Origin of the sequence: Mycobacterium sp. (genome assembly GCF_036488105.1) — a bacterium.
GTDB lineage: Bacteria > Actinomycetota > Actinomycetes > Mycobacteriales > Mycobacteriaceae > Mycobacterium.
Genome location: NZ_DASXHW010000230.1, coordinates 1 through 7285, shown reverse-complemented (window position 1 = coordinate 7285; position 7285 = coordinate 1). Strand labels below are relative to the sequence as shown.

10 protein-coding genes and 1 tRNA gene are annotated in these 7285 nt (G+C 67.2%); 7 read left to right on the top strand and 4 right to left on the bottom strand.

From position 1 onward, the window contains the following. The first annotated feature begins 4 nt into the window (after positions 1-4). Both VGH54_RS12200 and VGH54_RS12195 read left to right on the top strand, forming a co-directional pair. Positions 5-499, top strand: a complete 495-nt coding sequence (locus tag VGH54_RS12200) for a low molecular weight protein-tyrosine-phosphatase (RefSeq protein ID WP_331512258.1) — start codon at positions 5-7, stop codon at positions 497-499. Continuing rightward, positions 499-1323 (top strand): SURF1 family protein, encoded by an 825-nt coding sequence (locus VGH54_RS12195; protein WP_331512256.1) that lies wholly within the window; start codon positions 499-501, stop codon positions 1321-1323. The genes VGH54_RS12200 and VGH54_RS12195 overlap by 1 nt, the downstream gene beginning before the upstream one ends. Here the strand turns inward: VGH54_RS12195 and VGH54_RS12190 are convergent. Then, the gene (locus VGH54_RS12190; RefSeq protein WP_331512255.1) at positions 1295-2251 is read right to left on the bottom strand and encodes a cobalamin biosynthesis protein; all 957 of its coding nucleotides are present in this window, start codon (positions 2249-2251) and stop codon (positions 1295-1297) included. The genes VGH54_RS12195 and VGH54_RS12190 overlap by 29 nt on opposite strands. 51 nt (positions 2252-2302) lie before the next feature. Here VGH54_RS12190 and VGH54_RS12185 point away from each other — a divergent pair, with 51 nt between their 5' ends. Beyond that, positions 2303-3118, top strand: coding sequence for an oxygenase MpaB family protein (locus VGH54_RS12185; protein WP_331512254.1), 816 nt, complete (start codon positions 2303-2305; stop codon positions 3116-3118). Positions 3119-3120: 2 nt separating this feature from the next. On the opposite strand, the gene VGH54_RS12180 is transcribed toward VGH54_RS12185, so the two are convergent. After that, complete coding sequence (locus VGH54_RS12180; RefSeq protein ID WP_331512253.1) at positions 3121-3270, bottom strand: hypothetical protein; 150 nt, start codon at positions 3268-3270, stop codon at positions 3121-3123. A 138-nt stretch (positions 3271-3408) separates the two neighbouring features. Between VGH54_RS12180 and VGH54_RS12175 the strand changes: the two genes are divergently transcribed. The 3 genes from VGH54_RS12175 to VGH54_RS12165 are packed head-to-tail and all read left to right on the top strand — an operon-like array spanning position 3409 to position 5551. Continuing rightward, positions 3409-3804 carry a VOC family protein gene (locus VGH54_RS12175; RefSeq protein ID WP_331512252.1) on the top strand — a complete coding sequence of 132 codons (396 nt, stop codon included), beginning with the start codon at positions 3409-3411 and terminating at the stop codon, positions 3802-3804. 47 nt (positions 3805-3851) lie between these two features. After that, on the top strand, positions 3852-4544 hold the full coding sequence (locus VGH54_RS12170) for a cutinase family protein (protein WP_331512251.1): 693 nt from the start codon (positions 3852-3854) through the stop codon (positions 4542-4544). Positions 4545-4546: 2 nt separating this feature from the next. Next, positions 4547-5551: a medium chain dehydrogenase/reductase family protein gene (locus VGH54_RS12165; protein WP_331512250.1), complete on the top strand. Its 1005-nt coding sequence runs from the start codon at positions 4547-4549 to the stop codon at positions 5549-5551. 41 nt (positions 5552-5592) lie between these two features. Here the strand turns inward: VGH54_RS12165 and VGH54_RS12160 are convergent, their stop codons facing one another. Beyond that, positions 5593-6258, bottom strand: a complete 666-nt coding sequence (locus VGH54_RS12160) for a UdgX family uracil-DNA binding protein (protein ID WP_331512249.1) — start codon at positions 6256-6258, stop codon at positions 5593-5595. An 85-nt stretch (positions 6259-6343) separates the two neighbouring features. Here VGH54_RS12160 and VGH54_RS12155 point away from each other — a divergent pair, with 85 nt between their 5' ends. After that, positions 6344-7093 (top strand): DUF72 domain-containing protein, encoded by a 750-nt coding sequence (locus tag VGH54_RS12155; RefSeq protein ID WP_331512257.1) that lies wholly within the window; start codon positions 6344-6346, stop codon positions 7091-7093. 51 nt (positions 7094-7144) lie between these two features. Here VGH54_RS12155 and VGH54_RS12150 read toward each other — a convergent pair. Next, a tRNA-Val gene (locus VGH54_RS12150) sits at positions 7145-7219 on the bottom strand. Positions 7220-7285 lie beyond the last annotated feature (66 nt).

Genomic DNA, 7285 nt, shown 5'->3' with positions numbered 1-7285 from the left:
TTGGGTGTCTGATTCCAAGCTGCACATCACCTTCGTGTGCACCGGCAACATCTGCCGGTCGCCGATGGCGGAGAAGATGTTCGCCCACCAGATCACCGAACGCGGCCTGGACGACTCGGTGCGGGTAACCAGCGCGGGTACCGCCGGCTGGCACATCGGCAAGTCTGCTGACGAGCGCGCCAACCGCGTGCTGCGCGGGCACGGCTACCCCACCGACCACATCGCCGCCCAGGTCGACATCGACCATCTCAACGCCGACCTGGTGATCGCGCTGGCCCGCAACCACGTACCGCTTCTTCAACAGCTGGGCGTCGAAGCCGACCGGATCCGGATGCTGCGATCTTTCGACCCCCGTTCTGGCGCTTTCGTTCTGGACGTCGACGACCCCTACTACGGCGACCACGACGACTTCGAAACCACCTTCGCCGCGATCGAGGCTGCGCTGCCCGGACTGCACAAGTGGGTCGATGAGCAGCTCGCGCGGGACGGACAAGGCTGATGCGCCGCCTGGCCTTCCTGCTGCGGCCGGGCTGGATTGCGCTGGCCATCGTGGTCGTCGCATTCACCTACTTGTGCTTCAGCGTGCTCGCCCCGTGGCAGTTGGGAAAGAACACCAAAACCTCGCGGGAGAACAACCAGATCCAGCAGTCGCTGACGACCGCGCCGGTCGCGTTGACAACGCTTTTGCCGCATCAGGATTCATCGGCACCCGACGGGCAATGGCGCAGGGTGACAGCGACCGGGCATTACCTGCCGGACAAGCAACTGGTGGCCCGGCTGCGGGTGGCCGACGGCGACCCGGCGATGGAAGTGCTGCTGCCGTTCGTCGTCGACGGCGGCCCGACCGTCTTGGTCGACCGCGGCTACGTGCGGCCACTACCGGGTTCGCGGGTACCGCCGGTCGCCCAACCGCCCCGTGGGACGGTGACCGTCACGGCCCGCCTGCGCGACTCGGAGGGGCCGGTGCGGGATAAGGAGTCGTTCGTCAGTGATGGTGTGCGACAGGTGTATTCGATCAACACGAGTCAGATCGCCACACTGACCGGAGTTCCGCTGGCCGGGTCGTATCTGCAGTTGGTCGCCGATCAACCCGGCGGGCTAGGCGTCATCGCCCTGCCCCACCTGGACGCGGGTCCGTTCCTGTCCTACGGCATCCAGTGGATCACGTTCGGCGTCGTCGCGCCGATCCTGCTGGGCTACTTCGTGTACGCCGAAGTGCGGGCACGCCGCGCCGACAAAGCTCAGGCGTCATCGGCGAAGACCGCCCAGAAGCCAGCGACCGTCGAGGACAAGCTCACCGATCGCTACGGACGGCGGCGCTGAGCCCTACGAGCGTCAGCGCCGCGGACGCCTGCACCGCACGCGAAAGCCGCACGGCGCGGCGGACATCCGTGACGGTTGGCGGTGGACCTGCACCGAGGGCCGGCCGGATCTGCAACTCGTAGTGGTACTGGGTGGGCCCGCCGAGTTGCACGTCCAGCGCCCCGGCGAACGCCGCTTCGACCACGCCGGCGTTGGGACTGGGATGACGCCCGGCATCGCGACGCCACGCGGTCACCGCACCCGACGGCGAGCCTCCGACGATCGGCGCGCACACCACCGTCAGCGCCGCGGTCACCCGCGCGGTGAGGTAGTTGGCCGCATCATCCAACTTCGCTGCGGCCCAACCAAATCGGGTGTAGCGCGGTGAGCGATGACCGATCATCGCATCGAGCGTGTTGATCGCGCGGTACCCCAGAACGCCGGGCACGCCGCCTGCGGCGGCCCACAGCAGCGGCGCTACCTGCGCGTCGGAGGTGTTCTCGGCGATCGATTCGACTGTGGCACGGGTCAATCCGGCGGCGTCGAGCAGAGCCGGGTCGCGTCCGCACAACGATGGCAGTAGCCGGCGGGCGCCGTCGAGCTCATCGTTTCCCAACAACTCGCCCATCGCTGAGCCGACGCGAGCCAGCGACGTCCCACCGAGCGCCACCCAGGTCGCCGCAGCGGTGACAACAACCGACCCGAGCGGGCCACACCGGCGGCCCTGGCGCTGCAGCGCGGCGCCCAGCAGGCTCACCGCGCCGACCAAAATCGCGACGTGCACGGCGCCACCGGCCCGGGTGTCGCGATAGGTGAGCCGCTCCACCATCGTTGCCGCGGCGCCGAATCCGGCCACCGGATGGCCCGCCCGCGGGTCGGCCAACACGAGGTCGGCCAGGTAGCCGACCAGCACACCGACGACCCGGGCATGCCGCGTGGCGCCAAACACTCCGGCAGCGTCTCACACATGGTCTACTCGGCTGATGGAGCACCACCCGCGATGAGTCGGCGCATCACCCGGGTCGCTGACCTGCTGAATCCCGCCGCCGTGCTGCTGCCCGCCGCAAACGTGATCATGCAACTGTCGCTGCCCGGCGTCGGCTACGGCGTTCTGGAAAGCCCGGTCGACAGCGGCAACGTCTACAAGCATCCGTTCAAACGGGCCCGCACCACCGGAACGTATTTGGCGGTAGCGACCATCGGCACGGAGTCGGACCGCGCGCGCATCCGGGCAGCCGTCGACACCGCTCATAGGCAGGTACGGTCGACGCCGTCGAGCCCGGTGTCCTACAACGCGTTCGACCCGGGCCTGCAGCTGTGGGTGGCCGCCTGCCTGTATCGCTACTTCGTCGATCAGCACGAGTTCTTGCATGGCCCGCTCGACGATGCGACCGCGGATGCGGTCTATCAGGACGGCAAGCGACTGGGCACCACACTTCAAGTTCGCGACGAGATGTGGCCACCGGACCGCGTGGCGTTCGACGACTACTGGAAGCGGTCAATGGAAGACCTGCGCATCGATCCCGCGGTCCGTGACCACCTGCACGGGGTGGCGGCAATGGCGTTTCTGCCGTCGCCGTTGCCGGCGCTGGCCGGGCCGTTCAGCCTCTTCGCGACGACGGGCTTTCTGGCTCCGGAGTTCCGCGCGTTGATGCGCTTGGAGTGGTCCGAATCCCAGCAGCGCCGTTTCGAGTGGTTGCTCGCCGCACTGCGGTTTGCGGACCGGTTGATTCCACGTCGGGCGTGGATCCTCGGCTATCGGCTCTACCTGTGGGATATGCGGTTTCGCGCCCGAATGGGCTGGCGGATCGTGTAGGGCTAGATGACGAGGGTGAGCGCCACCATGCCGATGACACCCACAATGGCCAGCCAGAACCACGGCTGCAGCCAGAGGGGGCCGGTGTTGGCATCGAAGTCCTTGGGCAGAACGTCGGTGTCTGTGCGCTCGGGAGTCAGCTGCGAAGTCATGTACCAAGCATGGCTAATTAGTCAGGCGAAGTAAATGTGGCGCTCGCCACCCTCGAACTCCCGATGCGATCTAGGTCACACTTGGATGGCTGTCCGCTCGCCCGCCGGCGCGCACTTATCAGAGAGGAAACTTCAGTCATGGCATTTCCTGCACTCAACCACGTCGCGGTGACCGTCCGCGACATGGCCGTCAGCGGCCCCTGGTACCGCCGGCTGTTCGGCGCCGACCCGGTGGTCGACGAGCACACCGCCGCCGGATTCCGGCACCTGGTGTGGATCCTCGACGGCGGCACCCTGCTCGGAATCCATCAACATGAGCACCCGGCACCCGACGAGCGCTTCAGCGAGTTCCGGGTGGGCCTGGATCATGTCGGTTTCGGCTGCGCCGACCGTTCCGCACTGGAGACCTGGATGGACCGCCTCAATGAGCTCCGCATCCAGCACGGCGGAATCGTCGACGCGCCCTACGGCTCGGGGTTGAGTTTCCGCGACCCGGACGGCATCGCGCTCGAGTTCTTCGCGCCGCCACAATGACTGACGTGATCGCCCCGTCCGCCTCGCAGATGTGTCAGCATGGGTGGGTGAGCGCCCGGAAGATCGCCCATTGTTTTTGCGCCGCGGTAGTAACAGCCTGGTCGGCACTACTGAGCGCGCCACTGTTCTTCGCCGCCGCGTCCGCGGCGACCTGCCCGGACATCGACGTGACATTCGCGCGTGCCACCGGAGAGCCGCCCGGCGTCGGGGTGGTAGGCCAGGAATTCATCGATGCGCTGCGCTCGCAGGTCGGAGGTCGGTCCGTTGCGATCTATCCGGTCAACTACCCCGCCTCGCCGGATTTCGCCCCGTCGGCGAACGCCGGTGGCGTGGATGCGAACGCTCACGTCGAGTCGATGGCCGCCAGCTGTCCCAACACCAAGCTGGTGCTCGGCGGGTACTCCCAGGGCGCCGTCGCGATCGACCTGATCACCATTGCCCAAGCACCGGTGTCGGGCTTTGTCCCGGTGTCGCTACCGCAAGACGTCGCCGATCACGTTGCCGCGCTTGCCCTTTTCGGGAATCCGTCGGACAGATATCTGGGTGCGCCGGTGAGCACGCTCAGTCCTTGGTACGGGGCGAAGGCCATCGACTTGTGCGCCCCTGGGGATCCTGTCTGCACTCCAGGCGCACCCTTCACCGTGCCGACACCGGACGAGCTGTCGTCGGCGCCGCATCTTTCCTACCCCCATTCCGGGATGCCGGCTCAAGCCGCAGCTTTCGTAGCAAGTCACCTGTAGCCGTGCGTGCGGTTGTCATCACCAAGCACGGCCCCCCGTCGGTGCTCAAGGTGCAGGATCGTCCCGAGCCGCCGCCACCGGCGACCGGTCAGGTGCGTATCTCGGTGCGTGCAGCGGGGGTGAACTTCGCCGACCATCTCGCCCGCGTCGGGCTGTACCCCGATGCGCCCAAGGTGCCCAGCGTCGTCGGCTACGAGGTGGCCGGGACGATCGAGTCCGTCGGTGACGGCGTCGATCCGGCGCGAGTGGGTCAGCGGGTGCTGGCCGGGACCCGTTTCGGCGGCTATGCCGAGATCGTCAACGCGGGCGCCAACGACACTGTCCCGCTGCCGGACTCGATGAGCTTCGAGCAGGGCGCAGCGGTCCCGGTGAACTACGCGACGGCGTGGGCGGCGCTGCACGGCTACGGCTCGCTTCAGGCAGGTGAGCGGGTGCTGGTGCATGCCGCGGCCGGGGGTGTGGGCATCGCGGCGGTGCAGCTGGCCAAGGCCGCGGGGGCGGTCGTGCACGGCACCGCATCACCCGGCAAGCACAATCAGCTGGCCGCGCTCGGCGTCGACCAAGCCATCGACTATCGCCGCGACGGCTGGTGGAAAGGCCTGGGCCCCTACGACATCGTGCTCGACGCACTCGGCGGTACGTCGCTGCGTCGCTCGATGGGCTTGCTGCGCCCGGGCGGACGGCTTGTCGCCTACGGCTTCTCGGCCATGCAACAGGGCGAAAAGCGGTCGCTGCGCCGCGCGGCCCCGCAGGTGCTGGCGATGTTGCGCGGGTTCAACCTGATCAAACAGATGGAAGACTCCAAAACCGTTATCGGCCTCAACATGCTGCGGCTGTGGGACGACCGGGGCACCCTCGAGCCATGGATCGGGCCGCTGTCGACGGCACTGTCGGACGGCACGGCCTCGCCCGTCGTGCATACGGCGGTGCCGTTCGCCGATGCACCGGAAGCACACCGAATCCTCGCTGCGCGTGAGAATGTCGGCAAGGTCGTACTAGTCCCCTGAGCCGCTGGTCAGCTCAGCGGCGAACCGCCGATCGCTCTCAGCTACGCGCCGCGGTTTTTGCTGGAGATGTCGAGCAGCTCAGCGGCGAACCGTAAATCATCGACCAGGCCACTGAGCGCTTCGTCTCGCTGTTTCGGTGGTCCGCGAAGAATCGAAGACGGATGCACGGTGACCACCAGCTCTGGATTGCGTAAGCCATCGTCAGTGGCCAGGTGCAACACTTCGCCACGGTGGGCGGTGAGCCGAAAGTCATTGCCCAGCAGCGATTTGGATGCGACAGCGCCCATGAGAACGACTACGTCGGGCTCGACGGCGCCGAGTTCGGCGAGCAGCCACGGACGACAGGCGACCGTCTCAGTCCGGCTGGGGGTCTTATGGATACGCCGCTTGCCCCGCTCGGCGCGGACGGTGAACTTGAAGTGCTTGACCGCGTTGGTGACGTATAGCTCGCCTCTACCGATCCCGGCGGCATCGAGCGCTTTGTCGAGGATCCGGCCGGCGGGTCCGACGAATGGCTTGCCCGTCCGGTCCTCCTGGTCGCCGGGCTGCTCCCCCACCAGCATCATGCGCGCGGTGCGGGGCCCCTCGCCAAACACGGTCTGCTCGGCCTCAGCATATAGCTGACAGCCTCGGCATCCCCTTGCCGCGGCCGCCAGCTTGGCGACGCTGCGCGTGTCCGGAACGAATGCTGCGGCGCTCGTCTCCACGGCGAATGGCTACCCCAGCGCACGATGGCCGAATCGCGGCGGCGGCTTGAGCTTTGGTTCTGCGGTCGACGGGTACCTGAGACCCGTGGTGGTTCAGGTGGGCACATCCGGATGGTCGTATGACCATTGGAAGGGCGTGCTCTACGAGCCTGGCGTGAGCGCTGGGGCACGTCTGGAGCGTTACGCCGAGGAATTCGACACCGTCGAGCTGAACGCGAGCTTCTACCGCTGGCCCGGGGATGCTCGCTTCGGCCAATGGCGGGACCGGCTGCCGGCCGGCTTTACGATGTCGGTGAAGGCGCCCCGCGGCCTGACGCATAGCCGGCGATTGCGGTCCCCCGAACAGTGGGTGGAGCGGATCGCCCGGGCATGGGACGAGCTGCGGGATCGCCGCGGAGCCATCCTGGTGCAGCTGCATCCTGACGCCGAACGTGACGACGCCCGGCTGGATTACTTCCTGCGTTGCCTGCCCGCGGGCCTGCGGGTGGCCATCGAATTCCGGAACCCGTCCTGGAACGATCCCGCGGTATACGACCTGTTGGAACAACGCCGCGCAAGCTACGTGGTGATGAGCGGCGCCGGCTTGCCCTGCGTGCTGAGGGCCACGGCACAGCTCGTTTACGTCCGCCTGCACGGACCGGATGCCTCGACGTTGTACGCGGGGTCCTACACCGCCGATGACCTGCACTGGTGGGCAGATCGCATCCGAGACTGGGATCAGCAGGGCCGGGATGTGCTGGCCTACTTCAACAATGACGGCGCCGGGCACGCGGTCCGCAACGCCAGGACGTTGCGCGCGCTGCTCGGGCATGCGATCGGCAGCCGCGGCCAGTGACCACACATCCTCTCCAGTGTGAGTTAAGACGCATCGAGGCTGCATAAACATTGGTGGGCGCGGACGGTATCGAACCGCCGACCGCTGGTGTGTAAAACCAGAGCTCTACCACTGAGCTACGCGCCCGTGCGGCGCCAAGATACCGCCCGCCGTGCCCTGGCCCCAAAACAGCCCAGCGAGTTCAGGCGTTCA